This is a genomic window from Streptomyces sp. NPDC096339 (assembly GCF_044762985.1).
Lineage (GTDB): Bacteria > Actinomycetota > Actinomycetes > Streptomycetales > Streptomycetaceae > Streptomyces.
Genome location: NZ_JBIWFI010000012.1, coordinates 20,136 through 46,989 on the forward strand (window position 1 = coordinate 20,136; position 26,854 = coordinate 46,989).

General features: G+C 71.9%; 26 protein-coding genes. 15 read left to right on the forward strand and 11 right to left on the reverse strand.

The genetic code is table 11. The features are described from left to right. Positions 1-25: 25 nt before the first annotated feature. Positions 26-1,714, reverse strand: coding sequence for an amidohydrolase (locus ACIQ5Y_RS17705; protein WP_403880688.1), 1,689 nt, complete (start codon positions 1,712-1,714; stop codon positions 26-28). A 122-nt stretch (positions 1,715-1,836) separates the two neighbouring features. Between ACIQ5Y_RS17705 and ACIQ5Y_RS17710 the strand changes: the two genes are divergently transcribed. After that, entirely contained in the window at positions 1,837-2,532 is a 696-nt protein-coding gene (locus ACIQ5Y_RS17710) for a TetR/AcrR family transcriptional regulator (protein WP_403880689.1), read from the forward strand. 142 nt (positions 2,533-2,674) lie between these two features. Further along, positions 2,675-4,357 (forward strand): flavin monoamine oxidase family protein, encoded by a 1,683-nt coding sequence (locus ACIQ5Y_RS17715; protein WP_403880691.1) that lies wholly within the window; start codon positions 2,675-2,677, stop codon positions 4,355-4,357. A 33-nt stretch (positions 4,358-4,390) separates the two neighbouring features. Here ACIQ5Y_RS17715 and ACIQ5Y_RS17720 read toward each other — a convergent pair whose 3' ends face one another. Both ACIQ5Y_RS17720 and ACIQ5Y_RS17725 read right to left on the reverse strand, forming a co-directional pair. Continuing rightward, positions 4,391-6,412, reverse strand: coding sequence for a prolyl oligopeptidase family protein (locus ACIQ5Y_RS17720; protein WP_403880693.1), 2,022 nt, complete (start codon positions 6,410-6,412; stop codon positions 4,391-4,393). Continuing rightward, positions 6,405-7,475, reverse strand: coding sequence for an AI-2E family transporter (locus ACIQ5Y_RS17725; RefSeq protein WP_403880695.1), 1,071 nt, complete (start codon positions 7,473-7,475; stop codon positions 6,405-6,407). The genes ACIQ5Y_RS17720 and ACIQ5Y_RS17725 overlap by 8 nt, the downstream gene beginning before the upstream one ends. Before the next feature lie 152 nt (positions 7,476-7,627). On the opposite strand from ACIQ5Y_RS17725, the gene ACIQ5Y_RS17730 reads away from it, so the two are divergent. Then, the gene (locus ACIQ5Y_RS17730; RefSeq protein ID WP_403881015.1) at positions 7,628-8,905 is read left to right on the forward strand and encodes an MFS transporter; all 1,278 of its coding nucleotides are present in this window, start codon (positions 7,628-7,630) and stop codon (positions 8,903-8,905) included. A gap of 369 nt (positions 8,906-9,274) precedes the next feature. Continuing rightward, a complete protein-coding gene (locus tag ACIQ5Y_RS17735) occupies positions 9,275-10,675 on the forward strand; it encodes a nucleobase:cation symporter-2 family protein (protein ID WP_403880697.1) in 1,401 nt (466 codons plus the stop codon). 61 nt (positions 10,676-10,736) lie between these two features. Here the strand turns inward: ACIQ5Y_RS17735 and ACIQ5Y_RS17740 are convergent, their stop codons facing one another. Both ACIQ5Y_RS17740 and ACIQ5Y_RS17745 read right to left on the reverse strand, forming a co-directional pair. Further along, positions 10,737-11,405, reverse strand: coding sequence for a helix-turn-helix domain-containing protein (locus ACIQ5Y_RS17740; protein ID WP_403880699.1), 669 nt, complete (start codon positions 11,403-11,405; stop codon positions 10,737-10,739). 216 nt (positions 11,406-11,621) lie between these two features. Next, a complete protein-coding gene (locus ACIQ5Y_RS17745; protein WP_403880701.1) occupies positions 11,622-12,575 on the reverse strand; it encodes an aldo/keto reductase family oxidoreductase in 954 nt (317 codons plus the stop codon). 276 nt (positions 12,576-12,851) lie between these two features. Between ACIQ5Y_RS17745 and ACIQ5Y_RS17750 the strand changes: the two genes are divergently transcribed. After that, on the forward strand, positions 12,852-13,598 hold the full coding sequence (locus ACIQ5Y_RS17750) for a class I SAM-dependent methyltransferase (protein WP_403881018.1): 747 nt from the start codon (positions 12,852-12,854) through the stop codon (positions 13,596-13,598). A 2-nt stretch (positions 13,599-13,600) separates the two neighbouring features. On the opposite strand, the gene ACIQ5Y_RS17755 is transcribed toward ACIQ5Y_RS17750, so the two are convergent. Further along, complete coding sequence (locus tag ACIQ5Y_RS17755; protein WP_403880703.1) at positions 13,601-14,422, reverse strand: inositol monophosphatase family protein; 822 nt, start codon at positions 14,420-14,422, stop codon at positions 13,601-13,603. 101 nt (positions 14,423-14,523) lie between these two features. Between ACIQ5Y_RS17755 and ACIQ5Y_RS17760 the strand changes: the two genes are divergently transcribed. The 4 genes from ACIQ5Y_RS17760 to ACIQ5Y_RS17775 all read left to right on the forward strand — a co-directional run bounded on the left by ACIQ5Y_RS17760 (position 14,524) and on the right by ACIQ5Y_RS17775 (position 17,882). Next, the gene (locus tag ACIQ5Y_RS17760) at positions 14,524-15,489 is read left to right on the forward strand and encodes an Lrp/AsnC family transcriptional regulator (protein ID WP_403880705.1); all 966 of its coding nucleotides are present in this window, start codon (positions 14,524-14,526) and stop codon (positions 15,487-15,489) included. A 92-nt stretch (positions 15,490-15,581) separates the two neighbouring features. Beyond that, on the forward strand, positions 15,582-16,787 hold the full coding sequence (locus tag ACIQ5Y_RS17765; RefSeq protein ID WP_403880707.1) for a sensor histidine kinase: 1,206 nt from the start codon (positions 15,582-15,584) through the stop codon (positions 16,785-16,787). After that, positions 16,784-17,449: a response regulator gene (locus ACIQ5Y_RS17770; RefSeq protein WP_403880708.1), complete on the forward strand. Its 666-nt coding sequence runs from the start codon at positions 16,784-16,786 to the stop codon at positions 17,447-17,449. Before ACIQ5Y_RS17765 ends, ACIQ5Y_RS17770 begins: the two co-directional genes overlap by 4 nt. Positions 17,450-17,582: 133 nt before the next feature. After that, positions 17,583-17,882, forward strand: coding sequence for an SHOCT domain-containing protein (locus ACIQ5Y_RS17775; protein WP_403880710.1), 300 nt, complete (start codon positions 17,583-17,585; stop codon positions 17,880-17,882). A gap of 16 nt (positions 17,883-17,898) precedes the next feature. Here the strand turns inward: ACIQ5Y_RS17775 and ACIQ5Y_RS17780 are convergent, their stop codons facing one another. From ACIQ5Y_RS17780 to ACIQ5Y_RS17790, 3 genes are all read right to left on the reverse strand, one after another. Beyond that, positions 17,899-18,357 (reverse strand): hypothetical protein, encoded by a 459-nt coding sequence (locus ACIQ5Y_RS17780; protein ID WP_403880712.1) that lies wholly within the window; start codon positions 18,355-18,357, stop codon positions 17,899-17,901. 72 nt (positions 18,358-18,429) lie between these two features. Next, positions 18,430-18,936, reverse strand: a complete 507-nt coding sequence (locus ACIQ5Y_RS17785; RefSeq protein ID WP_403880713.1) for an SRPBCC family protein — start codon at positions 18,934-18,936, stop codon at positions 18,430-18,432. Between the two features lie 68 nt (positions 18,937-19,004). Next, positions 19,005-19,910: a LysR family transcriptional regulator gene (locus tag ACIQ5Y_RS17790; RefSeq protein ID WP_403880714.1), complete on the reverse strand. Its 906-nt coding sequence runs from the start codon at positions 19,908-19,910 to the stop codon at positions 19,005-19,007. A gap of 148 nt (positions 19,911-20,058) precedes the next feature. Here ACIQ5Y_RS17790 and ACIQ5Y_RS17795 point away from each other — a divergent pair, with 148 nt between their 5' ends. Beyond that, a complete protein-coding gene (locus ACIQ5Y_RS17795; RefSeq protein ID WP_403880716.1) occupies positions 20,059-20,628 on the forward strand; it encodes a dihydrofolate reductase family protein in 570 nt (189 codons plus the stop codon). A 40-nt stretch (positions 20,629-20,668) separates the two neighbouring features. Here ACIQ5Y_RS17795 and ACIQ5Y_RS17800 read toward each other — a convergent pair whose 3' ends face one another. Beyond that, the gene (locus ACIQ5Y_RS17800) at positions 20,669-21,574 is read right to left on the reverse strand and encodes a LysR family transcriptional regulator (protein WP_403880718.1); all 906 of its coding nucleotides are present in this window, start codon (positions 21,572-21,574) and stop codon (positions 20,669-20,671) included. A gap of 205 nt (positions 21,575-21,779) precedes the next feature. On the opposite strand from ACIQ5Y_RS17800, the gene ACIQ5Y_RS17805 reads away from it, so the two are divergent. From ACIQ5Y_RS17805 to ACIQ5Y_RS17815, 3 genes are read left to right on the forward strand one after another with little or no spacing between them, the layout of a single operon-like run. Then, positions 21,780-22,397 (forward strand): hemerythrin domain-containing protein, encoded by a 618-nt coding sequence (locus tag ACIQ5Y_RS17805; RefSeq protein ID WP_403880719.1) that lies wholly within the window; start codon positions 21,780-21,782, stop codon positions 22,395-22,397. Between the two features lie 34 nt (positions 22,398-22,431). Next, positions 22,432-23,835, forward strand: coding sequence for a dihydrolipoyl dehydrogenase (gene lpdA / locus ACIQ5Y_RS17810; protein ID WP_403880721.1), 1,404 nt, complete (start codon positions 22,432-22,434; stop codon positions 23,833-23,835). Between the two features lie 43 nt (positions 23,836-23,878). Further along, on the forward strand, positions 23,879-24,775 hold the full coding sequence (locus tag ACIQ5Y_RS17815) for an SDR family NAD(P)-dependent oxidoreductase (protein ID WP_403880723.1): 897 nt from the start codon (positions 23,879-23,881) through the stop codon (positions 24,773-24,775). 55 nt (positions 24,776-24,830) lie between these two features. Here the strand turns inward: ACIQ5Y_RS17815 and ACIQ5Y_RS17820 are convergent, their stop codons facing one another. Next, a complete protein-coding gene (locus tag ACIQ5Y_RS17820; RefSeq protein WP_403880725.1) occupies positions 24,831-25,337 on the reverse strand; it encodes a hypothetical protein in 507 nt (168 codons plus the stop codon). Positions 25,338-25,569: 232 nt separating this feature from the next. Here ACIQ5Y_RS17820 and ACIQ5Y_RS17825 point away from each other — a divergent pair, with 232 nt between their 5' ends. Both ACIQ5Y_RS17825 and ACIQ5Y_RS17830 read left to right on the forward strand, forming a co-directional pair. Further along, a complete protein-coding gene (locus ACIQ5Y_RS17825; RefSeq protein WP_403880727.1) occupies positions 25,570-26,394 on the forward strand; it encodes a serine protease in 825 nt (274 codons plus the stop codon). A gap of 80 nt (positions 26,395-26,474) precedes the next feature. Further along, on the forward strand, positions 26,475-26,849 hold the full coding sequence (locus tag ACIQ5Y_RS17830) for a toxin Doc (protein ID WP_384583513.1): 375 nt from the start codon (positions 26,475-26,477) through the stop codon (positions 26,847-26,849). Positions 26,850-26,854 lie beyond the last annotated feature (5 nt).

A 26,854-nucleotide genomic window follows, 5' to 3' on the forward strand; every position in this document is an offset into this window, starting at 1 on the left:
GGGCGGTCGGTTCAGCTGGGAGTGCTCAGTCGGTGGCGGCGAAGACCGGTTCGCCGTCGATGTAGGTGCGCAGCACGCGGGTGTCGGCGATCTCCAGCGGGGGGTGCTCGAAGGGGTCCCGGTCGAGGACGACGAGGTCCGCGTACTTGCCCGGCTCGACGGTGCCGGTGACGTGGTCGAGGTGGTTCACCCACGCGCTGCCGGCGGTGTAGGCGGTGAGGGCCTGGGAGAGGGTCAGGGCCTGCTCCGGGAAGAACGGCGGCGCCGGTTCGAAGGTCTCGGGCGAGCCCGGGGCCTCGTCCGGTACGGAGCGGTTGACGGCCACGTGGATGCCCCACAGCGGGTTGGGGCTGCTCACGGACCAGTCGCTGCCCGCGACGAGCCGGGCCCCGGCGCGCTGGAGGTCGCCGAACGGGTACTGGAGGCGGGCCCGTTCGGGGCCGAGGAAGGGGATGGTGAGCTCGTCCATCTGCGGTTCGTGCGCGGCCCACAGGGCTTGGATGTTGGCGGCCGCGTCCAGTTCCGCGAATCGGCCGATGTCGTCGGGGTGGACGACCTGGAGGTGGGCGAGGTGGTGGCGGTTGTCGTTGGCGCCGTTGGCCGCGCGGGCCACGGCCAGCGCGTCGAGCACCTCGCGCACGGCGCGGTCGCCCAGCGCGTGGAAGTGGATCTGGAATCCCGAGCGGTCGAGGCGGGACACGGCCTCGGTGAGCACCTCGGGGTCGATGAAGCTGAGACCGGAGTTGCCGGTGGAGCAGCCGCAGCCGTCGAGGTAGGGCTCCAGCATTCCGGCGGTGAAGTTCTCGGCGATGCCGTCCTGCATCATCTTCACGGTGGTGGCGTTGAAGCGGCCGACCTGTCCGGTGCGGCGGCGTTCCTCCAGGTCGGGGATCTGCTCCAGGCCGCGTTCCCGGTCCCACCACAGGGCACCCACGACGCGGGCGCGCAGGGAGCCCTCGCGTGCGGCGCTCAGGTAGACGCCGTGGTTGTCGGGGTGGCCGGGGAAGGCGCCGATCATGGCGTCCTGCCAGCTGGTCACACCGAGCGAGAACAGGTGCTCCTGCGCGGCGAGCAGTCCGGCGTGTGCCTCGTCGGGGGTCGCGAGGGGCACGTGGCGGGCGACCAGTTCCACCGCGCCCTCCTGGAGGGTGCCGGCCGGGCTGCCGTCCGGCTCGCGCTCGATCCGGCCGTCGGCCGGGTCGGGGGTGGCGGCGTCGACGCCCGCGAGTTCGAGCGCCCGGGTGTTGACCCAGGCTCCGTGGCCGTCCCGGTTGGTGAGGAGCACGGGCCGGTCGGGGACGACCGCGTCGAGCATGGCCCGGGTCGGGGTGCCCCCGGGGAAGACGTCCATCGACCAGCCGCCGCCGCGGATCCAGCCGGTGTCCGGATGGTCCTTGGCGAAGGCGGCGACCACCGCCAGGTAGCCGTCGATGGTGTGTTCGGCGCTCAGGTCGCAGCCGAGCATCTGGACGCCGGCCACGACGGGGTGCACGTGGGCGTCCTGGAAACCGGGGATCAGGAGCCCTCCGGCGAGATCGACCACCTCGGTCGCGTCGTCCGCGAGGGCGCGCACCGCCGCCTCGTCGTCCACGGCGAGGATCCGGCCGCCGCCGACGGCCACGGCCGCGTCGATCGGGGTGGGTGAAGTGCCGGTGAAGACCTTCCCTCCCACGAAGACGGTGTCGGCCCGCTGACTGGTCTTGCCCATCGACATCCTCCGGCTCGGCGGGTCGAAACCCGCTCGGCTAGTTCGTTGAGGAGGAGTGAACGGGAGCGCAACAATGTTGTCAACGGTGTTGCGCTGGCTCTGTTCCAAATCGATACACTGGCCGCACCATGCCGAAGTCATCCGAGACCACCACCAGGTCAAAGCGCGCGGGCAGCCAGCTCACACCCGACGCGATCATCGAAGCGAGCCTGCGCATCGCCGCCCGCGGCAGCGAGGACGCCTTCACCGTCCGACGCCTCGGCGAGGAACTCGGCGCCGACCCGACAGCGATCTACCGGCACTTCCGCGACAAGGACGAACTGCTGCTCTCCGTCGCCGACCGCACGCTCGGCGAGGTGCTCGACAGCATCCCCGACGGCCTGGGATGGAAGGACCGACTGCGAGCGCTGGCCGACGGCTCCCTCGAAGTCGCGCTCAAGTACCCGGTCGTCGGCTCCACCATGGCCAGCCGGACCACCCGCCGACCCAACGAGTTCCGGGTCGTCGAGCTCATTCTCGGCGCCGTGACCGAGGCCGGACTCGAAGGGGCCGAGGCCGCCGTCCACTACCGGATGGTCGGCGACTCCCTGCTCGCGTACGTCGGCCAGCGTGCCGCCTACCTGCTGTTCCCCCCGGAGATCCGGGAGGCCGACGAGAGCTCCTGGAGCCGCGAGTACCGCCTGGTCGACCCCGAGGGCTTCCCCAACATCACCCGACTGAGCGGCGAGCTGGCCGAGGTGACGGACGAACAGATCTTCCACGCCCGGGTCGAGGCGCTGATCACCTCCATCGAGACCCGGGTACGCGCGCTGCGCGGAGCGTAGCCCGCACACCGACCGCCCCCCTTCCTCGCCTTCGCACGCCCTTGGTGGCGCAACACCGTTGACAACGGCGTTGCGCCACCGCTTCACTCCCCTCAGTCCGAATCCATGCCCGTCTCCGCAGGATTCCGAGAAGAGGGATCACATGCAGCACGTGCCCCAGCCCGCCCATCGCGCCGGCATCCCCGACCCACTGCGCCTCGCGTTCTCCCTCCACGCCGAAGCCCGCCGCCGCGGCATGCCCGTCGCGGAGGTCGCCGGCGAGAACGCCGAGCGCGCCCGCCGCGAGCGCGCCCGCCGCACCGGGGAACCGGACTCCGGCCGTTCCCCCGTGCCCAGCCGTCGCCGGATGCTCGGCGCTGCGGGCGCGGCGGCCCTCGCCTCCGCCCTCCCCGGCGGACTGCTCGCACCGCGCCGGGCAGCGGCGGCCGGCGGCCCCACCGCTCCGCGCATCGTGATCGTCGGTGCGGGACTGGCGGGACTGCGCTGCGCGCACCGGCTCTGGAACGGGGCGAACCCGGTCGCCACGACCGTGTACGAGGCGGACCCGGCCCGCATCGGCGGCCGCTGCTGGTCCCTGCGCGGCTTCTTCGCGGCCGGCGCCGTCCACGAACACGGCGGGGCCTTCATCAGCTCCACCGACACGGCCGTCCTCCAACTGGCCCGGGACCTCGGCCTCCAGCACGAGATCGCCAACGGCGGCGAACTGCACGCCGGGGACTACGCGGGCTGGGTCAACGGGACCTCCTACCCCGGACTCCAGCAGCAGGACGACTGGATCGCCGCCGCCTACGACGCGTTCAGCGCCTCGTACACGGCCGCCGGCACCGCCCGGTACGACGGCTACACACCGGAGGCGTACCGGCTGGACCGGCTCTCCTGCCTGGACTACCTCGACGAGATCGGACTGGCCCCCGGCTCCCGGCTCGGCCAGCTGATCCAGGCCCTCCAGCTCCAGTCGGGCGGCGAACCCGCCGAGGCCTCCGCACTCGGCATGATCGGCTTCCTCGGCTCCTCGTCGGTCTTCGCCGGCGGCCGCGGCTTCGACGAGAAGTACCACCTGGTCGGCGGCAACGACCAGCTCGTCAGCGGCATGGCGGACCGGCTCCCGGCCGGCACCGTCCGCCTGGGACACCGGCTCATCGCCCTGCGCCGGAACGGCGACGGCTCCTACACGTGCACCTTCGACCACGGCGGCAGCACGGTCTCGGTGCCCGCCGACCACGTGGTACTGGCCCTGCCGTTCAGCACGCTGCGCGACGTCGACCTGTCCGGGGCGGGCCTGTCCGCCCGCAAGCTCACCGCGGTCCGGCAGCAGGGCATGGGGCAGAACGGGAAGATCGTCGTCGAACTCTCGGCCAAGACCTGGCCGCAGCTCGGCTACAACGGCATCAGCAACACCGGCCCGGCCGGCTACCAGACGGCCTGGGACGGCTCGGTCGCGGGCGCCCCGAACGGCACGCCCGCGCTCCTGGTGAACTTCCCCGGCGGCGACACCGCCCGCGACGTGCTCACCGGCGCCGCCCACGGTCCGGCTCCCGCGGCCGACGTCGACTGGTTCCTGGGCCAGATCGAGCGCGTGTTCCCGGGTACCAGGGCCGCGTTCACGGGCCGGGCGTACGAGGACCACTGGTCGCGGGCTCCCTGGCAGCGGGGCGCCTACCACTACTACAAGGTGGGCCAGTACACCTCGATCGCCGGGTGCGAGGCGCTCCAGGAGGGCCGGATCCACTTCGCGGGCGAGCACACGGACGTGGAGAACGCCACGCTGAACGCGGCGGTCTCCTCGGGCGAGCGCGTCGCGGCCGAGATCAGCAGCCAGATCTGACCCGGGCCGCCGCGCGACGCACGGTCCGCCCGGTCACCTCGGCGGGGTCAGCCGCTCCCACAGGAAGGTGTGGACGAGTGCCTCGTTGAAGGCGGTCTGCCCGTGGTCGGTGGCACCCGCATGGCCCCCGCCGAGGTGCTCGTGGAAGAGCACCGGATGCCCGTGCTCGCGCAGCCGGGCCGCCATCTTCCGGGCGTGACCGGGGTGGACGCGGTCGTCGCGGGTCGAGGTCAGCAGGAGCAGCGGCGGGTACGCGGGCCCGTCCGTCCGGACCTGGTGGTACGGGGAGATCCGTTCCAGGTGGGCCCGGTCGGCCGGGTCGTCGGGGTCCCCGTACTCGGCGATCCAGCTGGCGCCGGCCAGCAGTTTGTGGAAGCGGAGCATGTCCAGCAGCGGCACGTGGGCGACGACCGCCCCGAACAGCCCGGGGTCCCGGGTCAGCATCGCGCCCATCAGCAGCCCGCCGTTGCTGCCGCCCTCGATCCCCAGCTGGGCGTGGGTGGTGATGTCGCGGGCGACGAGGTCCCGGGCCACGGCGGCGAAGTCCTCGTAGGCCCGGACCCGGTTCGCGCCCAGGGCCGCCTTGTGCCAGGCGGGCCCGTACTCGTGCCCGCCCCGGATGCCCGCGACGACGTACGTTCCGCCGCGCGCGAGCCAGGCCCGGCCGGTGACCGCGCTGTAGCCCGGGACCATGGAGATCTCGAAGCCGCCGTACCCGTAGAGGAGGGTGGGCCCGGGGCCGGGGCGGTCCTCGGGGCCGACGACGAAGTACGGCACGCTCGTGCCGTCCGCGGAGGTCGCGAAGTACTGGTGCACCGCGAGGCCGGAGGTGTCGAAGAGGGCCGGCTCCTGCTTGAGGCTCTCGCTGTCGCCGCCCGCGGTGCCCCGGTAGAGCGTGGAGGGCTGGAGGAAGCCGGTGACGTGGTGGAAGTACTCGTCGCCCGCGTCCGGGTCGGTGCAGGTGACCGAGGCCGTGGACAGCGGCGGCACGCCGGACAGGGGTGCGCGGTCCCAGCCGTCGGCGCCCGGGGTGAGGAGCTCCATCCGGGAGGAGACGTCGGCGCGGGTGCTGAGGATGAGGTGGTTGGCGGTCCAGCTGTAGCCGGCGAGCGCGGTGCGCTCGTCCGGGGTGAACAGCACCTCGGCCTCCCGGCCGCCCGCGAGGAAGGCCTCGAACCGGAAGGCGAGCAGGGTGCCCTCGGGGTGGCCCAGCCACGGAGACTTTGTGGTGACGGTCAGCCAGTCGCGGTGGACGTGCGCGCCCGCGTCGTCCGGTACGTCGATCCTCACCGGCCGGGCGTCGGCGTCCTCGGGGAGCAGGAACAGCTCCTGCTTCCAGAAATCGATCTGACGGTGGACGAAATCACGTTCGAAGCCGGGGGTGTCGTCGTGCCAGCCGGAGGCCGACAGGTCGGAGTCCCGCCCCTCGTAGACCAGCTCCGCCTCGGCGAGCGGGGTGCCGCGCCGCCAGCGGCGCACCTGGAGCGGGTAGCCGGACCCGGACATCGAGCCGGGGCCGAAGTCCGTGCCGATCCAGATCCGGTCCCGGTCGATCCACCCGATCCGGGTCTTGGCCTCCGCCACCGTGAACCCGTCCTCGACGAACCGCAGGGTCTCGAGGTCGAACTCGCGCACCACGCACGCGTCCGCGCCGTCCCGCGACAGCATGACCAGCGCGTGCCGGTACTCGGGGGCCAGCACGGCCGCGCCCGCCCAGGCCCACTTCTCCCCCTCCGCCTCGGCGAGGGCGTCCAGGTCCAGGAGCACCTCCCAGGCCGGCCGCTCCGTGCGGTACTCCTCCAGCGTGGTGCGGCGCCACACGCCGCGCACCCGGCCGGCGTCCTGCCGGAAGTCGTACAGGTGCGCGCCGCGGCGGACGACGTAGGGGATCCGGCCGTCGTCGTCGAGGACCTCGCGGATCTCGCGTTCCAGCACCTTGAACCCGGGTTCCCCGGTCAGTGCGGCGACGGTCTCGGCGTTGCGCTCCCGCACCCAGGCGAGGGCTTCCTCGCCGGACACGTCCTCCAGCCAGAGGTAGGGGTCTTCATCACTCATCCGCCGATTGTGCAGGATGCCTGGCCCTGCGGCGGTCCTCGCGCAGGGCCGTGTGCACCGACCAGACCACCGAGACGAGGGGGACGGCGACCACGGCGCCGACCACTCCGGCCGCGATGGTCCCCGCGACCACGGAGATCGCCACCACCAGCGGGTGCAGTTGGACCGCCCGGCTCATCACCAGTGGATGCAGTACGTGCCCCTCCAGCTGGCCGATGACGACGATCAGCGCGATCACCACCCCCGCGATCAGCGGCCCCTTCGCGGCCAGCGCGACCACGGCGGCGACGGCCAGCGCGACCGGCGAACCCACGAGGGGGATGAAGGCCGCGAGGAACTCCAGCAGGGCCAGCGGAACGGCGAGCGGGACGCCGAGGAGGAACAGGGCAAGCCCGACCAGGACGGCGTTCGTGGCCGCGATGATGACGATGCCGTGGGTGTAGCCGGTGAAGGTACGCCAGGCCACGCTCCCGGCGATCTCCACGCGCGCCCGCGCCGGTGCGGGGAGCTGCTCGCGGAACCACGCCCACTGCCGATCGCCGCCGTAGAGGAAGAGGACGGAGCAGAAGACGGCGAGGGCGATAACGGTGAGCACGCGCACCACCTGCCCGGCGCCGCTGACCGCCCGGCTGAGCAGCATGGAGCGGTGGCTCGACAGGTACTCGCCGACCCGCTCCTGGAGGTTCGACAGCGCGTCCCGGTCCAGCCGGAACGGCGGCCGCCCCAGCCATTTCTGGATGCTGTCGAGTCCTTCCCGGAATTCGCGGACCAGGGTGGTGCTCTCCCCCGCCACCGCCTCCCCGACCAGCGTCAGCACGCCCAGCAGCAGCACCGCGCTGCCGAGGAGGCTGAGGGCGACGGCGATCGAGCGCGGCAGTCCGCGCGCGAGGAGGCGTGTGGGCGCGGTCAGCAGCGCCGACACCACCAGGGCGATGAAGAGGGCCACGGCGATCTCGTGGAACCGGCCCAGCACGGCGAAGACCGCGTAGACCGCGGCGCCGACGACCAGCAGGCGCCAGGCGTACGACGCGGCCGTACGCAGGAGGGGTGACACCGGCTGCATGGTCCATGGCTGCCACGCCGGAGCCGCGTTGCCACGCACCGGGCGGCGGATTCGCCCGTCCGGGGCGATGCGGGCGCGTGGCCCGCACCGAATATTCCGTTGCCCCGCCCCTGGAGGGGCCACGAGGATGGCCGGTCGTGAGCAGATCCCGTTTGGCCGCCGTCCTCCCCGATCTCGCGCCGTGGCGGTCCAGCCCCGATTTCCGGCTGTTGTTCCACCAGGGCACGGTCACCTACTTCGGCTCGTTCATGGCGATGATCGCGCTGCCGCTCCAGATCAAGCACCTGACGGACTCTCCGTTCGCCGTGGGGGCCATGGGTGCGGTCGAGCTGGTTCCGCTGGTGGTGTTCGGGCTGTACGGGGGCGCCCTCGCCGACGCCGTCGACCGGCGGCGGATGATCCTCTTGACCGAGGCCGGGCTCGGGGTGCTCGCGCTCGTACTCCTGGTGAACGCGCTGCTGCCGCACCCGATGCTGTGGCCGCTGTACGTGGTCGCGGCGGGCGTGTCCGCGCTGACCGGGCTGCAGCGGCCCGCCCTGGACTCGCTGATGGCACGGATCGTGCCGCACGACCAGCAGACGGCCGCCGCCGCTCTGAACGGGCTGCGCCACCAGTTCGGCGCGATCGCCGGGCCCTCCCTGGCGGGGGTGGTCGTCGCGTACGCCGGTTACCCCGCGGCGTACTCGGTCACCGTCGTCGGATTCCTCGTCTCCGTCCTCCTGTGCCTGCGGCTGCGTCCGGCTCCTCCCGTGGCGGGCGCCGCGCGCCCCTCGCTGCGGGGGATCGCGGAGGGAGCGCGGTACGCGTGGAGCCGGCCCGTGCTGCTCGGCACCTACGCCGTCGACCTGGCGGCGATGTTCTTCGCCTTCCCGAACGCCGTGTACCCCTTCCTCGCGGACGAGCTCGACGCGGTGTGGGCCCTCGGCCTGATGTACGCGGCGGGCGCGGTGGGCTCCCTGCTGCTGGGGCTGACCAGCGGGTGGCTGTCGCGGGTACGCCGGCACGGGCTGCTCGTGGTGTGCGGTGCGACGGTGTGGGGGCTGGCGGTCGCGGCCGCCGGCTGGTCGCCGGACATCTGGCTGGTTCTGGTCTGCCTGGCGGTTGCGGGCGCCGGGGACATGCTGAGCGGGCTGGGGCGCGGCACGATCTGGAACCAGACGATCCCCGAGGAGCTGCGGGGGCGGCTCGCGGGCATCGAGGTGCTCTCGTACAGCGTCGGACCGCAGCTCGGCACGGTCCGGGCCGGCGCCATGGCCGGCTGGACCGGTACTCGTACGGCCTTCTGGAGCGGCGGTCTGGCCTGCGTGGCTTCGGTGGCGCTGCTCGCGGCGCTGCTGCCGAAGCTGGTCTCGTACGACGCCGGCACCGACGAGGACGCGCGGCTGCGGCGCGCCGAGAAGGAAGGGGAGGAGCCGGTATTTCAGCCGTAGTGCGCGCCCGCCGCCGGCGGCCGAACTGGCCACGCCCCGGCGCGAACTGACGGATGACGGCCCCGGCGGGGCCCCGCTCCTACGCCCGTAGACCCTTCCGCGGTTACTCGCGAGGAAACACGGGCTTTGGCTATGGTGAGCGCCCGCCGATCAGGCGACCTTCGGATCCCATGAACAAACACGGATCCGACGCCATGATCGAAGGAAGTCCCGCCAATCCGGGACGCAATTCGTACCGTGCGGAGCGACGTGGTGCCGGCAACACCGCCCGGCGTCGGCTCCGTACGATCCGGCCTGCCCTCGCCCTGCCACCCAGGGCTCGAGAGGCGGCGGTCTTCTCATTCACCTACCTCGCAAGGCAAGGCAGAGATGGCACGCATCACCCGACCGTCTTCACGGCGGCCCTCCCCGCAGCAGTCCCACCCTGTCGACGAACTGCTGCCGGCCCCCCAACTCGCGCTCTACGGCTTCCAGCACCTCCTCGCGTTCTACGCGGCGGCGGTCATCGTCCCGATCCTGGTCGGCAACGCGCTCGGCCTCTCCCACCAAGAGCTCGTCCACCTCATCAACGCCGACCTCCTGACCTGTGGCATCGCCACGATCATCCAGGCCTTCGGCGTCTGGAAGGTCGGGGCCCGGCTGCCCCTGGTCCAGGGCGTCACCTTCACCGCCGTCTCCCCCATGATCGCCATCGGGACGGGCGCGGGCGGCGGCACGGCCGGCCTGCTCGTCGTCTACGGAGCGGTGATCACGGCGGGCATCGCCACGTTCGCGTTCGCCCCGGTCTTCAGCAAGCTGGTCAAGTACTTCCCGCCGGTCGTCATCGGCACGATCCTCACCATCATCGGAATCACGCTGATACCGGTGGCCCTCCAGGACGCCGCGGGCGGCGCACACCTGATCGGCACCCCCGCCTACGGCACTGCGAAGAACCTCGCCTACGCCCTGGGCACCCTGCTCTTCATCCTCTCGATGGTCCGGATCGGCAAGCCGTTCCTGTCCAGCCTCGCCGTCCTACTCGGGCTCGTCGGCGGCACGGCGGTGGCGTGGGCCTTCGGCGACGCCGACTTCTCGGCGGTCGGCGAGAGCGACTGGTTCGGGGTCACCACGCCCTTCCACTACGGCATGCCGCGCTTCGAGCTGCTGCCGATCGTCGCGATGCTCGTCGTCATGCTGATCACCATGGTGGAGACCACCGGTGACGTGTACGCCATCGGGGAGATCACCGACAAGGAGGTCGACGCCGACACCGTCGCGCGGGCGCTGCGCGCCGACGGCGTGGCGACGGTCCTCGGCGGTGTCCTCAACTCGTTCCCCTACGTGGCCTTCGCCGAGAACATCGGCATCGTGCGCATGTCCAAGGTGATGAGCCGGTACGTGGTCGTCGTGGCCGGACTGTTCATGGTCGTGCTGGGACTGCTGCCGAAGGCGGGCAGTCTGGTCGCCTCGATCCCGCATCCGGTGCTGGGCGGCGCGGCCATCTCCATGTTCGGCATCGTCGCCGCGGTCGGGGTCCAGATCCTGGGCAAGGTCGACCTGCGGGAGGAGCGCAACACCCTCATCCTGGCGGTCAGTCTGGGCGCGGCGCTGCTGCCGACGACGGTCCCGTCGTTCTTCGACCGGATGCCGGACGACGTACGGGCCGTGCTCGACAGCGGGATCACCCTGGGCGCCCTCACCGCCATCCTGCTGAACCTGCTGTTCAACGTCTTCACCAGCCGCAGCACGATGGAGATCGACTGGGACGACGTCGGGGAACCCGCCCACTGAGGCTTCTCACCCCGTCGGCCGCGCGCCGGGACCCCCCCTCCCGGCGCGCGGCGCGCTGCCGTCAGCCGCCCGCGGGGAAGGGCGAGGCGTCGCCGGCCTCCCCGATCAGCTCCCAGAAGTGGTCGACGAGCCGGCGCAGGAACGCGGCCCGCTCGGCCGCGATCTCCTTGAGCCGGGCGTCGTTGTTGCGGGCGACGAGATGGCCCATGTAGCGCTCCGAGAACCCGGAGAACTCGGCGTTCATCGCGCGCAGCGCGTCGCCCACGCTGGTCTCGTCGACGACGACGATCTCGGCCACGGGCTCGACGTAGGTCTTCCAGCGTCCGGCCACGGCGGCGCGCAGGCACTCCTCCAGCTCCTCCACCCGTCCCATGATCCCGACGAGCCCCCGCAGGGACAGCCCCAGCGCCTCGACCAGGGCCCTGGTCTGCCGGGCGTCCCCGTGCCACTGCCGCGCGTCCTCGGCCGCGCGGTACTCGAAGGGGTCCATGCCTATGCGGTACGCCAGCCGCTCCACGGTGAGCTGCCGGGCCAGCCGGTGCTCGGCGAGGGTCCGCGGGCGGATGCCCATGAGCGTGGTCGTGTCGCACCACAGGGCGGCGGCCAGGGCGAAGAGCTGCTCGTCCGTGGGCACATGGGAGCCGTGCTCCCAGGCCACGACGAACTGGGGGTGGACGGGGACGCCGCAGGCCGCCATGGACTGCGCCACCTGTTCGGATGTCAGACCCATGCGCTCACGCGCGGATCTGGCCTCTACGGGGGAAAACGGAGTGCTGTACACGTACGAGACACCTCGCAACACCCTCGGACGCGGGGGCGTGCGAGGAGGGACGGATTGATGGATGAACACCAAGCGCGGGCACACTAACAGATGTTCAGCAGGGTGGAACCATCAATTCACCTTGGATTTGAAGGCTGTAGGGACGTACAACCTCCTGACGCAAAGTCAGGGCAGGCGGACGCCGCGAGCCGTGGTCCAGAGTTCGTACCACTCCTCGTGCGTGAGGTCCGGTTCGCGCGTCGCCGCGTCGCGGCAGGCTCGGATCCGCTCCGGGCGCGTGGTGCCGATGACCGGCGCGATGGCGGCGGGATGCCGGGTCAGCCACCACAGCAGCACCGACTCGGGGGTCGTGCCCTTGCGCCCGGCGAGTTCGGCGAGGAGCGCGGCGGTGGCCCGCTCCTCGGGGGTCTCCTGGAGGCCGGTGTACCGGCCCTTGGCCAACGCCCCCCAGGCCTGGAGCCGGATGCCGTGGTCACGGCAGTGCTCCAGCGTCCCGAAGGGGAAGCCGTTGCCGGCGAGGTGGGGCGTGTTGAGCAGCACCCCGGCCTCGACCCAGTCGCGCCGGTACAGGCTCATCTCCAGCTGGTTCGCGACCAGCGGTACGTCGAGCCGGGCCTGGAGGTGGGCAATCTGCGGGGCGCCCATGTTGGACACGCCGAAGTTCCGCACGAGGCCCTGCCGGTGCAGGGAGGCCAGGGCCGACGCGATCTCGTCCGGGTCGGCCAGCGGGTCGGGGCGGTGCAGCAGCAGTACGTCGACGTGGTCGGTCCGCAGCCGGGTCAGGCTCTCCTCCACCCGCCGCGCGATGGTCCCCGCGCGCAGGTCGTACATGCCCGGGCGGCCCCCTTCGGGCAGCCGGATCCCGCACTTGGTCTGCAGGGTGATGCGTTCCCGCAACCCCGGGGTCCGGGCCAGGACCTCGCCGAAGACGGCCTCGGACTTGCCGCCGCGGTAGATGTCGGCGTGGTCGAACACGGTGATCCCGCTGTCGAGCGCGGCGGCGACCGCCGCCTCGGCGGCATCGATGTCCCCCGTACCGTACGGCTCGGGCCCCCAGCTCCCGCCGAGCCCCATGCACCCGTACAACACCCGCTCGCCCACACCCGCGTCCGCGCTCACGCCGCCCACCCTAGGTCCCTGCCGCCCAGGGTCCACACGGTTCCCGGGAAAGCCGCTCCGGGGCGGCCCCGAACGGGCCCGTGGCGGGCTTCCGCGGGGCCGGTGGCCGCCTCGCGCCCCCGGGGCGGGGGGCGGGCACCGGCGCCCCGGCCGCAGGACGCCCAAGAGGCTCCCAGAGCCCCCGGGCATAGCCTCTGACCTGGGGTTTCTTGTCTTTCCGGGATATGATTGCGGTCTCGGAAAGGGGACTTGATGGACCAGTACTCGGACCAGTCGGTGGACCGCCGCATTCGCACGATGGAGGACGTACTCGACCTTCTCGACGGCCTGTTCGCGCCGGAGGCCGACCGGTGGACCTCCGGTGGCGCCTCCTGGTGGGACGGCTTCTACGCCGACCGCTCGAAGCCGGTGCCCTTCTTCGTCGCGAAGCCGGACGAGAGCCTCGTCTCGTACCTCGACCACGGCCTGGTCTCCCCCGGACGCGCCCTGGACCTCGGCTGTGGCCCGGGCCGCAACGCGCTGTACCTCGCCTCCAGGGGTTTCGAGGTCGATGCGGTGGACCTGTCGCCGACGGCCGTGGCGTGGGCCGAGGAACGCGCCCGCGAGGCGGGGGCCGACGTCCGGTTCCACTGCGGGGACGCCTTCGCCCTCACCCGGGCCGAGTTGAGCGGCCCGTACGACCTGATCCACGACTCCGGCTGCTTCCACCACCTGCCCCCGCACCGCCGTGTCGGCTACCTCGCCATGCTGGAACGGGCCCTGGCACCCGGCGGACACCTCGCCCTGACCTGCTTCGCGGCCGGCGGGATGGGATCCGAACTGCCCGACGCCGAGTTCTACCGCACGTCCGGCCTCCAGGGCGGCCTCGCCTACACCCCCGAGTCGCTCCGCTGGATCTTCTCCGACTTCACTGAGGTCGAGCTGCGCCGGATGCGCGACGAGCCCGCGGATTCGGCGCGGTTCGGCGAGGAGTTCCTCTGGACGGCCCTCTTCCGCCGGCCCGCCGCGCCGGCGGCCGCCTGACGTCACGACCCCGTTCGCACCGGGCGGGGCAGCAGGGCCAGCAGCGGCTCGTGCAGTGCGGCCGGGGCGGCGACGAAACCGGTGGCCCCCGCCCGCCAGTACGCGCCCGACGGGTCGGTGACCTCGACCCCCGCCTCGCGGGCGAGCAGGGCCCCGGCCAACAGGTTCGAGTCGTCACGGCCGTACTCCCAGAAGGCGTCGAGCCGGCCGGCCGCGACGTCCGCGATCTGCCAGGAAGTCGGCCCGAGGTTGCGGACCGCGGCGACGGCGGGCAGTACGGCGGCCAGCGAGCGGCCCGCGAGCTCCACCGCCTCCGACCGGCCGTCGGGGAACGGCGGATGCGTGTGCGCGAGGACGGCCGCCTCCAGGGCCCGCTTGCGGGACGGAGAGACCAAGAGGCCGTCGCGCCGGGTCCCGTGGCCGAGGGCGGCCGTGTACGTCTCGCCTAGGACCGGGGAGTGCAGTACGGCGGCGACCGGCTCGCCGTCCTCGACCAGGGTGACGCTGACGCACCAGGAGGTCAGTCCCTGGAGGTACTGGACCGCGCCGTCGACGGCGTCGACGACCCAGGCCGCCCCCTCGGCGGGCAGCACGGTGTCCAGTTCCTCGGCCCAGACGGCGTCCGGCCGCAGCGCCGACAACCGGCCGCGCAGCAGGTCGGTCGCCGGGTCGTCGACGGCGGCGAACGCGGTGCGCAGTTCGTCCATGGTGCCGGCGGCTTCGGGGCGGGGCCTGGCGTGCACCCAGGCCCCGGCCTCTTCGGCGGCGTACGCCATGGGGGCCAGGAGAGCGAGGTGGGCGGGGTGGGCGGAGGTCTCGGGCATCAACGGCTCCTCGGTTCAGGTGGGTGGCCAGGCACACACCTTCGCCCGCGGCCGGCGCTCGGGGAGCGGTGCGGGGCCCCGGGTGAGCGAAACTCGCCTCCATGACCGGTGAAGCGATCGAAGACGTACTCGACCTACGGGACCAGCGGCTGATCTCGGCTCTCCAGTGCGACGGCCGGCTGACCGCCGAGCGGGCCGCCGAGGTGCTGGGGCTGAACACCCGTGTCGTGCACCGCCGTCTGGCGGCGTTGCTCGGCAGCGGGACGGTGCGCGTCACGGCGCGGGCGGGCGGCGGCGGCTTCCCGCCCGCGATGCTGCTGCGGATCAGAGTGCTGCGGGGGAAGGCGGAGACGGTTGCGACGGCGCTGGCCGGGCGGGACGACATCCCGTTCGTCGACCTGTCGGCGAGCGGCGACGAGATCGGGGCCGTCCTGCTCGCCGATGCCGGGGCGCCGAACCGGCTGGTCTTCCGGCAACTGCCCGCGACGAGCTCCGTGGTGTCGGTGGACGCCCAGACCGTCCTGCACGTCTTCGAGGGCGGGACCGCGGCCGACTGGCGCCTCGACGTCCTGACCCCGGCCGAGCGCGCCGCGCTCACCCCGCTCCACCCTCAAGGCCCGGCGGGCCGGCCCGACCGGACCGACCTCGACATCCTCGCCGCCCTCGCCGAGGACGGGCGGGCACCGGCATCGGCCGTCGCACGGCGCACGGGGGGTGCGGAGTCGACCGTGCGCAGGCGGCTGGCTTCGCTCAGGGAGCGCGGGCTGCTGCTCACCGAGGTCCACGTCGATGCCCGCAGGCTGGGGTTGCACATCGACGCGAACCTCCGGATGCGGGTTCCGCCGGGTGAGCTGGACGCCCTGGGCCGGCGGCTGGCCGGCCACCCGGCCGTGCACGGGGTGCTGGCGACCACCGGCTCCGCCAATCTGCACGTCGCCGTGTGGCTGAGGAACCTCGCCGAACTCTATGGGTTCCTGACCCGGGACATCGGCGGCCTGGGCATCCCGTCCGTCGACACGTTCCTCGTCGGCCGGGCCGTCAAGCGCCCCACGGGTCCCGCGTGGTGAGGCGGGCGTGACCTCGTACTACCTGGGGAGTACGGCGGAAACGCTACGCCGGGGTGACGCGGGTGACGGCGGGAGCGATCTAGCGTGGCTTCATGGACGAGCAGTACGGGCGCCCGGGCCCCCCGTGGCGGCGATGGGTGGAGCGGACCGGGCGGAGCCCGGCCTGGCGCTCCGCGCTGATCGTCGCCGTCGCCGCCCAGGTCGGCTCCGGATGGGCCGAGCGGACACAGACGGGGCGGGTGTCGCTGGACTGGTTCGGGCGGCTCCTGCTGCTGCTCGGGCCCGCCCTGCTCGTCGTACGGCACCGCCATCCGGTGCTCGTGGTGTACGCGGTCGCCGCCGTCGACCTGGTGTACATCGGGGCCGGATATCCCTACGGCCCGGTCTTCATCAGCCTGGCCGTGGCCTGCTTCGCCGCCGTGATCGCCGGCCGCCGAAGAGCCGCCTGGGGCGCCGTCGGGCTCCTGTGGGCCGGGCACCTGCTCATCGCCCACTGGCTCTACCGTTGGCTCCCGCCCACCGGGGACGGACCGGCGCCCTGGGCCCAGGAACTGGGCATCACCGCGTGGGTCCTGGCGATGCTCGCCCTGGCCGAGGTGGTCCGCGCGCGCCGTGAGCAGTGGGCCCGCGAGCGGGCCGAGCGGGCGGCCGCGGAAAGACGCCGCGTCGGGGAGGAGCGGCTGCGGATCGCCCGCGAGCTGCACGACGTCCTCGCCCACAGCATCTCGGTCATCAACGTCCAGGCGGGGGTCGGGCTGGCCCTCCTCGACACCGATCCCGAGCAGGCCCGTACGGCGCTCACCACCATCAAGGCGGCCAGCAAGGAGGCGCTCGGCGAGGTCCGCCAGGTCCTCGACACCCTGCGCGCCCCCGGGGACGCCCCGCGCACCCCGGCCCCCGGTCTCGACCGGCTGCCCGAGCTGGTGGAACAGGCCGCCGCGGCCGGCCTCACCGTCGACGTGGCCGTCGAAGGGTCCCCGCGGGCGCTCGCGCCCGGCATGGACCTGGCCGCCTTCCGCATCCTCCAGGAGGCGCTGACCAATGTGGTGCGGCACTCCGGTTCGCGTACCGCCCGCGTCCGCATCGGCTGGCAGCCGGGCGCGCTCGAACTGTGCGTGGACGACGAGGGCCCGCCCACCGGGGACCCGGCGGGCGGCAGCGGCAACGGTCTGATCGGCATGCGCGAGCGCGCTTCGGCCCTCGGTGGCGGCATCGAGGCCGGTCCGCGTCCGGACGGCGGATTCCGGGTGGTGGCGCGACTCCCGCTGAAGGCCGTTTCGATCCAGGAGGACCCGTGATCCGAGTACTGCTCGCCGACGACCAGTTGCTGGTGCGGGCGGGGTTCCGGGCGCTGCTCGACGCCCAGCCGGACATCGAGGTGTCCGGCGAGGCCGCCGACGGGGAAGAGGCCGTACGGCTGGTCGGGGAGCTGCGCCCGGACGTCGTCCTGATGGACATCCGCATGCCGGTGCTGGACGGGCTGGCGGCCACCCGCAGGATCACCGCGGACGAGGCGCTGGCCGGCGTCCGGGTGGTCATGCTCACCACCTTCGAGCTCGACGAGTACGTCTTCGAGGCCATCCGCTCCGGCGCCTCGGGTTTCCTCGTCAAGGACACGGAGCCGGCGGAGCTGCTGCGCGCGGTCCGTGCGGTGGTCGACGGCGACGCCCTGCTGTCCCCGGGGGTCACGCGCAGGCTGATCTCCGAGTTCGCGGCCCGTTCCAAGCGGCCCGCCTCGGCAGCCGGGCTGGAGCGGCTCACCGACCGGGAGCGGGAGGTGATGGCGCTGGTGGGCATGGGACTGTCCAACGAGGAGATCGCCCGCCGGCTGGTGGTCAGCCCGCTCACCGCGAAGACGCACGTCAGCCGGACGATGGTGAAACTCGGCGCCCGTGACCGCGCGCAGCTGGTGGTGCTGGCCTACGAATCGGGGCTGGTACGGCCCGGCTGGCTCGGCTAGCCGGGGCCTGGGCCCCGCCGTACTCCCTCGGAAGCAGCCCCGGTGCAGCCGGCCGTACGACGACCCGGCCCCCCACCCGGGGCCACTCTCGAAGCAGGACGAGAAGTCCCCCTTCCAGAGGAGCTGAACCACCGTGAACACTCTCGATTCCCTCACCACCCTCGCCTACGACGGCCCCGGCCCGTGGATCCTGTTCTTCCCGCTGATCTGGGCGGCGGTCGTGGTCACCGTCGTCACCGTGCTGCGCAGGACGGTGTGGCGCGGCCGTCGGGGGCCGTGGCAGAGCCGGGGCGCCGTCTACGGCGAGCGGTCGCCGATCGCGATCCTGGGCCGCCGCTTCGCCTCCGGCGAGATCGACGAGGACGAGTACTGGCGCCGGTTGTCCGTACTGGACGAGCAGTTCGGCCGCTCCCTCAAGGACGGCGCCGCATGAGAGCGGATTCAGGCTGTCACCGGAGCACGGAGGCCGCGTCGTCGCTCTGGGCCCGGTAGACGGTCACGATCGCGGCCACGGCGTCGACTTCGACCGGTCCGGCGACCCTCAGCCAGACCAGTTCGGGCAGGTCCTCGGACCGTTCGAGTCGGCCGACCGCCTCGGCGGGCCAGGGCAGCGGCAGCGCCGGCAGGTGCACGAGGGAGATCCCGTCGATGAAGGACGGGCACAGTTCCCGTTCCCACGGGCGGACCGAGTGGAGATTGGCCAGCGAGATCACCACATCGGGCCTCCACGGCCCTTCACAGGGCAGCGGCGAGAGCAGCCACACGTCCAGCGTGTTGTCCTTGCGGTTCTCGTTGGACTCGTCCACCGAGATGCGATCGATGGTGTAGTCGGCGCAGGATTCCAGCGTCAGCGCCGCATTCACGCACCGGTTCTTGAAGGCGTCGGGTGCCCTGTGTTCGTAGACCACGGCGCGAGACTACGGTGAGTGGAACGGTCCGCGGCAGGTGGTTCGCCGGCGAGCATCGCGGCGAGCCGGTCCTCAGTCCGCCCGGGGTCCGCATGCGGCGGCCAGCCGGGTCAGCGTCGTGCGCATCCCCTCACGGTTGATCTCGACCCGGCGCTGCGGGTTCGTCCCGGCGAAGACGGAGCCGAGGAGGTCGGTGAGCCGTGCGCCCCGGCCCCGGCGCAGGTCCTGCCAGGTCTCGGTGACGAGCGTGCCGTCGCCCTCCGGCTCGAAGCGATAGCCCCACCGGGCGATCGGCAGCCCGAAGATGCCGACGTCGAAGGTGAACTCGCCCTGTCCGGCGGGACCTTCAGGGGCCCGCAGGGCCACGATCCGGCCCACGGTGAACCAGAGGAACGGCCCGCGCCGGTTGATGCCGACGAACCGGCTGCCGACGCCGGCGGGCGGGCGCGGCACCCACACCGTGCGGCATTCCGGGCTCCACCGGCCCATGTTCCGCAGGTCGGACACCATCCGGTGGACGTCCGAGGGCGTGGCTTCCACCAGGATCCGCTCCTGCAGGCTCCACAGGCGCTCAGACACCGGCGTGGGCGGCGACGAGAGAGGTGATCATGTCCATGCCCGGAGTCTAAGGCCGGCCGGCCCCCGGGTCACTGGGCCGTGCGCGCCGCGTCCGCCACCTCGATGATCGTGTCCATGAAGAGCTGGGCGCGGGCGGATTCGCTGCCGGTGGGCCACATCAGCCCGTACCGGACGGGCGGGGCGTCCCGGAAGGGGACGAAGGCGACTCCGGGGTGCATGTGATGGTGGACGGCACGCGCGCAGACCGTGGTGACGCCCTTGCCCGCGCTGACGTCGGGGAGGACCTCCTGCCAGTACTTGACGGCGCGACCCCGCGCGACCGGCTTGCCCGAGGGCGTGCGGGAGGGGAAGTGCGCCTCCAGCCAGTAGTCCGGAACGGCCCCTTCGATGGTGATGAGCGGGGCCAGGGCGTAGTCCTCCAGGGAGACGGTCTCCTGCCGGGCGAGCGGGTGGTCCGCGGGGACCAGGAGGGCCCGGGGTTCGTTGAGCACGACGGGGCCGGTGGTGATGTCCGGCTCGATGATGGGGAACTCGGACAGCTGGAGGTCGAGTTCGCCCGCGCGCAGGGCGCTGATGGGGTCGTGGATGAGGACTTCCTGGATCCGGATGTCGACATCGGGGTGGCGCATGCGGTAGACGTCCGCGGCCCTGACGACGAGGTCCCCGCACCACAGGGTGGTGTAGCCGACGCGCAGGGGGCCGCTGACCGTGCCCGTGGCGGCCATGGCCTTCTCCAGGCCGGCCTTCATCTGGTCGTAGGCGGGCCGCAGGTCGTCGTGGAGCTGCCGGCCCGCGGCGGTGATGGTCACCGTACGGCTCGTACGGGTGAACAGCGGGGTCCCGACACGCCGCTCGATCTGCTTGAGGGTCTGGCTGACCCGGCCGGTGCTGACGTGCAGCCTGGCGGCCGCCCGGCCGAAGTGCAATTCGTCCGCGAGGGCGAAGAGCGTCTCCAGCTCGAACCGTTCCAGCATCCGACGCTCCCATCGTTGAGTCTGCCTAAAGGACGCGTTCCATGATCGCTCCTTGATGCTCGGAAAACCAACCAGCAAGGTATTCACGGGTGTTCCGCGGACAGGGCTTTCCGGAAAACACCGACGAACCCTTTCTGGAGGCATGGGCATGAGCAAGCTGGTGGCGGTGATCTACCTGTCGATGGACGGGGTCGTGGAGGAACCCTCGTGGACGGCGCCGTTCCGGAACGACGATCACGGCAAGTTCCACGCGGGACAGCTGGCCCGCAGCCGGGCGCTCGTGCTGGGCCGCAAGACCTTCGAATGGATGTCGAAGGTGTGGCCCACGATGGGGGACGCCGACGAGGGCGCGGCCCGGATCAACAACATGCCCAAATACGTCGCTTCGACGACCCTGGAGAATCCGCGGTGGAACGCCGCGGTCCTGAAGGGGGACGTGGCCGGGGAGGTCGCCAGACTCAAGAGCGAGCCCGGCCGGGACCTCTTGGTCTACGGCAGCGGCCGGCTCGTCAACCACCTGCTCGGCCACGGCCTCGTCGACGAGCTCAAGCTGTTCCTCCACCCCGTCGTCGTGGGTGGCGGGCGGCGGCTGTTCCCCGAACACGGCGATCCCGGGACGTGGACCCTCGCCGGCACGACCACCTTCGACTCGGGCGCGATCGTCCTGGACTACCGACCGGCCTCGGTGGCCGGGCCGGCGGTCGGGCCCTCGCCGTGACCCGCCCGCACCGGCGCCCCGGAGGACTCCCGCACCGGTCTCAGCGGGTGGCATCGGTGATGTGGCGCGGCTCGAAATCCTCCGCCGTCCGGACGAAGGCCTCCAGCAGCGCGCTCTCGTCCGCGGTGGGCCAGACCAACGCCCACTCCGTGACCGGGGCGTCGTGGATCGGCAGGAAGGAGATGCCGGGCGGGGTGTAGTACCGGGGGACGTGCGCGTTGACGGGACAGGCGATCTGGCCTGCCACGACGAGGGCGAGCACCTCGTGGAAGGTACGGGCGACCGGCCCTCGCTCGATGCGGCGTCCGAGCGGCGTGCCGCTCGGCACCATGGCGTCGAACCAGTACCTGGGCACCTCCGGGCCCGGGTCGAGGACACGCAGGTCGCCGAGGTCCTCCATGGACACGCTCCCCCGCTCCACGAGGGGCGAGTCCGCGGCGATCGCGAGCACCCGGTCCTCGGTCAGCAGGGTCGGACCGACGCTCAGGTCCGGTTCGTGGACGGGCCGCCACATCAGCTGCACGTCGGTCCTGCCGGTGCGCAGCGGTGCGAACGGTTCACTGAAGTGGATTTCCAGGACTTCGACCTCGCATTCGGGGTAGCGGTCCTGGAAGGCGTCGATCACAGGACGCACTTCCTGCCCCAGTACACCCATCACACCCAGTCGCAGTGTCCCCCGTACGCCCAGCGCGGCCTCGCTCGCCCGGGCGAGCCCGCCCTGGATCAGGTCGTACGCCTGCTGGAGCTCGGCGCGCAGCACCTTGCCGACGGGAGTCAGCGTCACCGCGCGGCTGGTCCGGTCGAACAGCGCGGCGCCGATGCGACGCTCCTGCTTCTTGATCGCCTGGCTGACCCTCGGCGGGGAGACCCTCAGCCGTTCGGCCGTCCTGCCGAAGTGCAGTTCCTCGGCCAGAGTCAAGAAGATCTCTATGTCCCTCAGTTCCATGGCCGCCCCCGTACCGCGATAACCGCGAGGTTATTGATCAACTCACGAATTCTACGTTGATCGCGGGGTCGCGGCATCGGAGGGTAGAGACGCCCGGCACATGCCCTGCCCGCCGGCGGGGACTGCTCCACCACCCCCCGCTCCCCTATTCCCTGGAGGAATCGATCATGCGCAGCCGCCCATCCGCGGGAGGAGAAAGACAGCCGTGAGCGACAGGCTCGACATGACCGTGATGTACGCGACGCACAACAAACTGCGACGGGAACTGACCCACATCACCCGGGCCAGCGCCCGGTTCGACTCGGATCCCCGGTACATCCTGCGGGTGGGCGCCGACTGGGAGATGTTCAGGCGGGCGTTGTCCGCACACCAGTCGGCCGAGGACGACGCGCTGTGGCCGCATCTGCGGCGGGCCCTCGAGGACAGGCCGTTCGATCTGGCGCGGCTGGAGGCACGGGAGGCCGAACACGCCGCGATCATCTCCCTGGTGGGGGCCATCAACGGGGCCCTGACCGCCCCCGGTATCGAACTGGACCTGTTCGGTGAGCTCACGGAAGCCCTGCTGTCCGGCCTCGTCGGGCATCTCGACCGCGAGGAGGAGTCCGTGTTCCCGCTGGTGCAGTCGGCCTTGGGCGCCGACCTGTGGGGACACTTCAGGCAGGTGCACGCCCTGCGGGTCGGCCCGTACGCCCCGCAGCTGCTGCCCTGGCTCCTCGACGGCGCCGACGAGCGGACGGTCGACTTCGTGCTGGCCTCGTTCCCGGCGCCCGCCCGTCAGGCGTACGAGCACCGGTGGCGGCTCTCCTCCAGGACAACCATCTGATTTCCGTTCGTCCACAACCCTCAAGGAACTCCTTATGTGCAAGCGCTTCGACGTCGTCGTCCTCGGTGCGGGGCCCGGCGGTTACGTCGCCGCCATCCGCGCCGCCCAGCTCGGCCGGCGGGTGGCGGTCGTGGAGGAGAAGTACTGGGGCGGTGTCTGCCTCAACGTCGGCTGCATCCCCACGAAGGCGCTGCTGCGCAACGCGGAGCTGGCCCACCTCTTCACGCACGAGGCCAAGACCTTCGGCATCGAGGTGGAGGGCAGCGTGTCGTTCGACTACGGCGCGGCGTTCCGCCGCAGCCGCCAGGTGGCCGACGGCCGGGTCAAGGGCGTCCACTACCTGATGAAGAAGAACGGGATCACGGAGTTCGACGGCCGGGGCACCTTCCTGGACGCGAACACCTTGGAAGTCGCCCAGCCGGACGGCACCATCTGCACCATCTCCTTCGACAACTGCATCATCGCGACCGGTGCCACGCCGCGGCTGCTGCCGGGCACCCGGCGCAGCGAGCGCGTCGTCACCTACGAGGAGCAGATCCTCAGCGACGGCGTCCCGCGGTCGATCGTGATCGCGGGCGCCGGCGCCATCGGCATCGAGTTCGCCTACGTCCTGCACAACTACGGCGTGAAGGTCACCATCGTCGAGTTCCTCGACCGGATCGCCCCGCTGGAGGACGCCGACGTGTCGGCCGAACTGGCCAAGCGCTACCGCAAGCTCGGCATCGACGTGCTCACCTCGACCCGGGTCGAGTCGATCGACGAGTCGGGCCCGCAGGTGCGGGTGACGGTCACCGGGAAGGACGGCGCCCAGCAGGTCCTGGAGGCCGACAAGGTGCTGCAGGCGATCGGCTTCGCGCCGAACGTCACGGGCTACGGCCTGGAGGCCACGGGCGTACGGCTGACCGAGCGCGGCGCCATCGAGGTCGATGGGCGCTGCCGCACCTCGGTGCCGCACCTGTACGCCATCGGCGACGTCACGGCCAAGCTGATGCTCGCGCACACCGCCGAGGCCATGGGCGTGGTCGCCGCCGAGACGATCGCGGACGCCGAGACGATGGAACTGGACTACCCGATGATTCCCCGGGCCACCTACTCCCAGCCGCAGATCGCCAGCTTCGGCTGGACCGAGGCGCAGGCGAGGGAGAAGGGGTTCGACGTCGCCGTGGCCAGGTTCCCCTTCACCGCCAACGGGAAGGCGCACGGCCTGGGCGACACGGCCGGCTTCGTGAAGCTGATCGGCGACGCCACGCACGGCGAGATCATCGGGGCCCACCTGATCGGGCCGGACGTCACCGAGCTCCTGCCCGAACTGACCCTGGCGCAGCAGTGGGACCTGACCGTGCACGAGGTCGCCCGCAACGTGCACGCCCACCCGACCCTGGGCGAAGCCGTCAAGGAGGCCGTGCACGGACTCGCCGGACACATGATCAATTTCTGACCGACCGCACCGCCTCCCACTACACCGAAGGCAGGAACCCACCATGCACACCTCGGACGGAAGCGCCGACCGGGTCTGGTTCATCACCGGCGCCAGCCGGGGCCTCGGCCGCGCCTTCGCCGACGCGGCACTGGCCGCCGGCGACCGCGTGGCGCTCGCGGCCCGTACCGTCGGACCGCTGGAGGAGATGGCGGCCGCACATCCGGGGCGGGTACTGCCCCTCGCCCTGGACGTGACCGACCGGGACGCGGTGTTCGCGGCCGTCTCCGAGGCGGCGGGGCACTTCGGGCGGCTCGACATCGTCCTCAACAACGCCGGCGCGCTGTCGATGGGCATGGTCGAGGAGTTCACCGAAGCCGAGGCCCGGGCCCAGCTCGACCTCAACTTCTTCGGTGCGCTCTGGGTGGCCCAGGCGGTGATGCCCACCCTGCGCGCCCAGGGCTCCGGGCACATCATCCAGACGTCCGGCATCGCCGCCCTGGGCGGTTTCCCCTCCACCGGCCTCTACAGCGCGAGCAAGTTCGCCCTGGAGGGGCTGAGCGAGGCCCTCGCAATGGAGGCCGCCGGTTTCGGGGTGAAGGTCAGCATCATCCAGCCCGGCGGTTACTGGACCGATCTGTACTCGGCCATGCACAGCACGAGCCCCCTGGAGGCCTACGCGCCGCTGCGGGCCGAGCCGGCGACGCGGTTCGCCAAGGGGTCGGCCGACAGCGACCCGAAGCTCGCCGCGGAGGCGCTGCTCCACCTCGTCGACAGCGACGAGCCGCCGCTGCGCCTCCTGCTGGGCAACATGGCCTACGACCTGGCCTTCGACATCGCGCGCAAGCGCGTGTTCACCTGGGCCGCGTGGGAGCACGTCAGCCGCGCCGCGGAACACGCGATCCCCGCACCCGGACGCACGGCCTACGCCGCCGCGGCGGCAGAGGCCGCGGCGGGCTGAGCGGTCCGTCGGGGGCCGGGCCGGTCCCGGACGGACCACCGCTCGGCGCCGGGGCTCAGGGGCGGCCACCCACGGGGGTGGTGGCCGCCCGCCGGGTCGGGGCGCGGAACGTCGAGGGGTCGGGGTACGTCGCCTTCTCCGCCTCCAGCGCCTCCTCGATCGCCTCCCCGAAGGACGGCTCGAAGAGGTCCACGGAACCCAGCAGCCGCAGTCCGCTCACGGTCGGGTCGAGCAGCGGGCGGGCCATCCTGGCCGCCCCGCCCGACAGCGCGGTGAAGCCCTTGCGCGCCATCTCGTACCGGCCGGCCACCCGGTCCTCGAAGCCCGCGCTCGCGTAGCCGACGACCAGCGCGAGGTCGGCGAGGAACTTGCGGGCGCCGCGGGCCATCTCCTCCGCGCCCTGGAGGGTCTGGACTGAGCCGCCCGCCACCTTGAAGTCGTCGCCGTTGCGCTGGAGACCTCGCGCCTCGTACACGGCGAGCGCCTCCTCGAAGAGCCGGCCCGCCTCGTCGACGCTCTTCATCGCCGTCACGAGCTGCTCGATGTCGATCTCGCGCTTCACGCTGCCTCCTGATCCGGGACTGTGCTGCACCGACCGTAGGAGGCGAGGCATCCGCTGCGGAACACCCCTGCGGGGACGAGATCTCCGGGCCCGGCAGACGCCCCTGAGCCCTCCCCCGTCCCGGGCGGCCAACTCCCCACGCGGTCTTGCGGGTTGAGCCGGGGATCCCAACAATGCGCATGACAACCGAAGGATCTTCGGTCGCGTTCTGTCCTCAGAGGGGAACCCCCACATGAAGAAGCCTCTCGTCGGCGCGTCGCTCACCCTGCTCCTGATCGGAGCCGCCGCCGCACCGGCCGTGGCCGCACCGGAGGAGACCGCCGTCGCGGTCGACTTCGCGGGCACCGTCGCGCTCAGCAACTGTTCCGGCTCCGTCGTCCGCGCCCCCGGCTCCCAGCCGAACGACCCGGCCCTCGTCCTGTCCAACGGGCACTGCCTGGAGACGGGCTTCCCCGCGGCCGGCGAGGTCATCAAGGACCAGCGTTCCAGCCGCTCCTTCTCGCTGCTCAACTCTGCCGGCTCCAAGGTCGCGACGCTCCGCGCGAGCAAGGTCTCGTACGCGACGATGACCGACACGGACATCTCGATCTACCAGTTGACGAAGACGTACGCCCAGATCCAGAGCCAGTACGGCATCGGCGCGCTCACCCTGAACGACACCCACCCGGTGCAGGGTTCCGCGATCAGCGTGGTGTCCGGGTACTGGAAGCGGATCTACAACTGCGACGTCGACGGCTTCGTCTACCGCCTCAAGGAGGGCGACTGGACCTGGAAGGACTCGGTCCGCTACACCTCGTCCTGCAACACCATCGGCGGGACTTCCGGTTCGCCGGTGATCGACAAGACCACGGGCAAGGTCGTCGCCGTCAACAACACGGGCAACGAGGACGGCGCGAGCTGCACCGTGAACAACCCGTGCGAGGTCGACCAGAACGGCAACGTGACGGTCCGCCAGGGCATCAACTACGCGCAGGAGACGTACATCATCGTCCCCTGCATAGGCCCCAAGAACGTGATCGACCTGAACCGCCCCGGCTGCACCCTGCCCAAGCCGTAGCGGCCTCCGCCCGGCCCGGAGTCTCCCCGCCCGACCCGAAAAGCCCCACGGCCGGGTCCCGGGCGGGGATACTCGGACGCGTGGAACTGCACATCGATCACCGCTGGCTGCTGGAGCGGCAGGAGGCCCTGTTCAAGGACGTGGCAGTGGCCGACCACTCCGCGCTGGTCGCGGCCGTCGCCCGGCACCGGGTGAACACTCCCAGCCTGGGCGTGGACGATCCGGACGCCTACTGGCGCGCGGCCGCCCTTCTGGAGGCGATCGTGCTGCTCCGCCCGCTCCCGGGCTCCAACGAGTACTTCGCGTACGGGGTCGCCGTCGCCTACATCGAGGCGTCCGGCCGGACGGTCGAGGCCTCCTACGAGCAGTGGCGCGAGCTCATCACGGACATCCGCACGCTCCGCGCCACCGTCTACGAGGTCGCCGACCGCCTGCGCTCCTGGCGCACGGCCTGACCCGG

What these genes read in the sequence shown, in the direction of transcription:
- ACIQ5Y_RS17715 (WP_403880691.1), top strand. Translation starts at nt 2,675, where the DNA reads ATGCAGCACGTGCCCCAGCCCGCCCATCGCGCCGGCATCCCCGACCCA.
- ACIQ5Y_RS17710 (WP_403880689.1), top strand. Translation starts at nt 1,837, where the DNA reads ATGCCGAAGTCATCCGAGACCACCACCAGGTCAAAGCGCGCGGGCAGC.
- ACIQ5Y_RS17815 (WP_403880723.1), top strand. Translation starts at nt 23,879, where the DNA reads ATGCACACCTCGGACGGAAGCGCCGACCGGGTCTGGTTCATCACCGGC.
- ACIQ5Y_RS17725 (WP_403880695.1), bottom strand. Translation starts at nt 7,475, where the DNA reads ATGCAGCCGGTGTCACCCCTCCTGCGTACGGCCGCGTCGTACGCCTGG.
- ACIQ5Y_RS17720 (WP_403880693.1), bottom strand. Translation starts at nt 6,412, where the DNA reads ATGAGTGATGAAGACCCCTACCTCTGGCTGGAGGACGTGTCCGGCGAG.
- ACIQ5Y_RS17790 (WP_403880714.1), bottom strand. Translation starts at nt 19,910, where the DNA reads ATGCTGGAACGGTTCGAGCTGGAGACGCTCTTCGCCCTCGCGGACGAA.
- ACIQ5Y_RS17795 (WP_403880716.1), top strand. Translation starts at nt 20,059, where the DNA reads ATGAGCAAGCTGGTGGCGGTGATCTACCTGTCGATGGACGGGGTCGTG.
- ACIQ5Y_RS17825 (WP_403880727.1), top strand. Translation starts at nt 25,570, where the DNA reads ATGAAGAAGCCTCTCGTCGGCGCGTCGCTCACCCTGCTCCTGATCGGA.
- ACIQ5Y_RS17735 (WP_403880697.1), top strand. Translation starts at nt 9,275, where the DNA reads ATGGCACGCATCACCCGACCGTCTTCACGGCGGCCCTCCCCGCAGCAG.
- ACIQ5Y_RS17800 (WP_403880718.1), bottom strand. Translation starts at nt 21,574, where the DNA reads ATGGAACTGAGGGACATAGAGATCTTCTTGACTCTGGCCGAGGAACTG.
- ACIQ5Y_RS17705 (WP_403880688.1), bottom strand. Translation starts at nt 1,714, where the DNA reads ATGTCGATGGGCAAGACCAGTCAGCGGGCCGACACCGTCTTCGTGGGA.
- ACIQ5Y_RS17760 (WP_403880705.1), top strand. Translation starts at nt 14,524, where the DNA reads ATGACCGGTGAAGCGATCGAAGACGTACTCGACCTACGGGACCAGCGG.
- ACIQ5Y_RS17765 (WP_403880707.1), top strand. Translation starts at nt 15,582, where the DNA reads ATGGACGAGCAGTACGGGCGCCCGGGCCCCCCGTGGCGGCGATGGGTG.
- lpdA (WP_403880721.1), top strand. Translation starts at nt 22,432, where the DNA reads ATGTGCAAGCGCTTCGACGTCGTCGTCCTCGGTGCGGGGCCCGGCGGT.
- ACIQ5Y_RS17740 (WP_403880699.1), bottom strand. Translation starts at nt 11,405, where the DNA reads ATGGGTCTGACATCCGAACAGGTGGCGCAGTCCATGGCGGCCTGCGGC.
- ACIQ5Y_RS17755 (WP_403880703.1), bottom strand. Translation starts at nt 14,422, where the DNA reads ATGCCCGAGACCTCCGCCCACCCCGCCCACCTCGCTCTCCTGGCCCCC.